Raw genomic sequence first — 2,275 nt, 5'->3', positions numbered from 1 at the left:
AACCAGACTGATTCACACGATGTATCGATGCTGCTTGACGGTGTTGCCTAAATAAAACAAAGCCGCGCGGCAAGAACAAGCCGCAGCAGGCAGGGCGCACCGGGCCAGGCGGCCAGCGTCATGGCCGAGCAGGCGGAAGCCATCGTGCCCTACCTGGTGCGCTACCGGCCCGCGCGCTGGAAGGTGATGCTCGTGCCGCTCGTGATCCTCGCCGTGGTGACGCCGCTGTCGTGGATTGCCGCCCTGATCCTGCTCATCGCCGCGCCCCTGATTCCCGTCTTCATGGCCCTCGTGGGCATGGGCGCGCAAGCGGCCAGCCGCGCGCAGATGGTGGAAATGGGCAGCATGAACGCCTTTCTGCTGGACCGCCTGCGGGGCCTGGCCACCCTGCGCGCGCTCGACGCCGTCGACGCCACGGCCGCACGGCTGGACGCTTCCTCGCAATCCGTGCGCCGGCGCACGATGGCGGTGCTGCGCATCGCGTTTCTGTCGTCCGCCGTGCTGGAACTGTTTTCCGCGCTGGGCGTGGCCATGGTGGCTGCGTTTATCGGGTTCTCCTTGTTGGGCAGCATCCATTTCGGCACCTGGGGCCGCGAACTGAGCCTGGGGCAGGGCTTGTTCATCCTGCTGCTGGCGCCCGCGTTCTTCGAGCCGTTGCGCGAACTGGCTGCCGTCTGGCACGACAAGGCGGCCGGCGAAGCGGGCCTGGCCGGCCTGCACGACCTGGCCGCCGATGGCGTGCCCCTGCCTGGCGCCGGCGTGGCAGCAGCTGCCGTGTCTGCCGCCGCCATGGCGGTGGCGCCGCCGCCCGCCATTGACATCCATCAACTGCGCTTTGCCCATCCTGGCGAAGCGCCCGTATTCGACGGCTTCGACCTGGCCGTGCGCGCGGGCGAACACGTGGCCCTGCTGGGCGCCAGCGGCGCCGGCAAGACCACCTTGCTATCCCTGCTGGCCGGCTTGCTGCCCGCCAGCGGCGGCGAGATTCGCATCGGCGGCGTGCGCCTGAACGACAGCACCGTCAATACCTTGCGCCAGCGCATGGCCTGGATGGGCCAGCGTCCGCACGTGTTTGCCGCTTCCGTCAGCCAGAACGTGACCCTGGGCCGCGTGGGCGCAACTGCCGCGCAGGTGACGCAGGCGCTGCACCTGGCCGACCTGGCTGCCGTGGCGCAGGCGCAGCCGGCCGTCATGCTCAGCGACGGGGGGCAGGGCTTGTCGGGCGGCGAAGCCGTGCGCCTGGCCCTGGCCCGCGTGGCCCTGCATCCGCATGCGGATCTGCTGCTGGTCGACGAACCGACGGCCCACCTGGATAGCGAAACGGCGGTGCGCGTGACGGACGCCTTGCTGGCCCTGGCCAAGGGCAAGACCATGCTGGTCGCCACGCACGACCCCGTGCTGGCTTCCCGCCTGCAGCGCACGGTGCTGGTCGATGCCCAAGCCCAGGCGCAGGCGCAGGAGTTGCGCGCATGAAAAATTCACTGATCCTCAACCCCGTGCTGCGGCAATTGCTGCTGGCCCAGCCCGGCAAGCTGATCGGCGGCGCCATGCTGGCGGCCCTGACGGTGGTGGCCGGCATGGCCTTGCTGGGCTTGTCCGGCTGGTTCATCACGGCCACGTCGGTTGCCGGCCTGCACGCGTCGACGGCCATCGTCTTCGACGTGTTCGGCCCGTCGGCCGGCATCCGCCTGCTGGCCATCGGTCGCACGGGGTCGCGCTATGCGGAACGGCTCGTCACGCACGACGCCACGTTTGCCGCGCTGGCCAGCATCCGCGTGCAACTGTTCCGCGGCTGGTCGCGTCCCGAGGCGGCCAGCCGGCTGCTGCGCCAGCCCGCCAGGCTGCTGTTCCGCCTGACGGCCGATATCGATGCACTCGAAGCGCTGTACCTGCGCCTGCTGGTGCCCGCTTTTTCGGCCCTGTGCGCGGCCCTGCTGGCCGGCGTGGCGCTGGGCGTGATGCAGTGGCAGCTGGGCCTGGGCCTGGCCATCTGGCTGCTGGCCGCCGGCGGCGGCATCGGCTGGCTGGTGGCGCGCCGCGCCCGCCGTCCCGCCATCGTGCGCACACGCGCCATTGAAAAATTGCGTTCCAGCACCATCGACCTGGTGGCCGGCCAGACGGACCTGGTGATGGCGGGGCGTATCGACGCCCAGTGCGCGGCGCTGGCGCAGATCGACCGCTCGCTGGCGCAGGCGGACATGGCCCTGCTGCGCCTGGACACGGCGGCCGGCGCCGCGTACGGCGTGGCCGGCAGCGTGACCCTGGCCGGCGTGCT

General features: G+C 70.7%; 2 pseudogenes. Both read left to right on the top strand.

Going from position 1 to position 2,275, the window contains the following annotated elements:
* Positions 1 to 87: 87 nt before the first annotated feature.
* A pseudogene (cydD, locus tag GCN75_RS28685) lies at positions 88 to 1,473 on the top strand (thiol reductant ABC exporter subunit CydD); the annotation flags it as partial.
* A pseudogene (locus GCN75_RS28680) lies at positions 1,470 to 2,275 on the top strand (ABC transporter ATP-binding protein); the annotation flags it as partial. The pseudogenes cydD and GCN75_RS28680, both read left to right, overlap by 4 nt.

It is taken from the genome of Janthinobacterium violaceinigrum (genome assembly GCF_009208555.1).
Classification (GTDB): domain Bacteria; phylum Pseudomonadota; class Gammaproteobacteria; order Burkholderiales; family Burkholderiaceae_D; genus Janthinobacterium; species Janthinobacterium violaceinigrum.
Note: the sequence above shows the minus strand (reverse complement) of the source record. Positions and strands in the feature narration are given on the sequence as shown.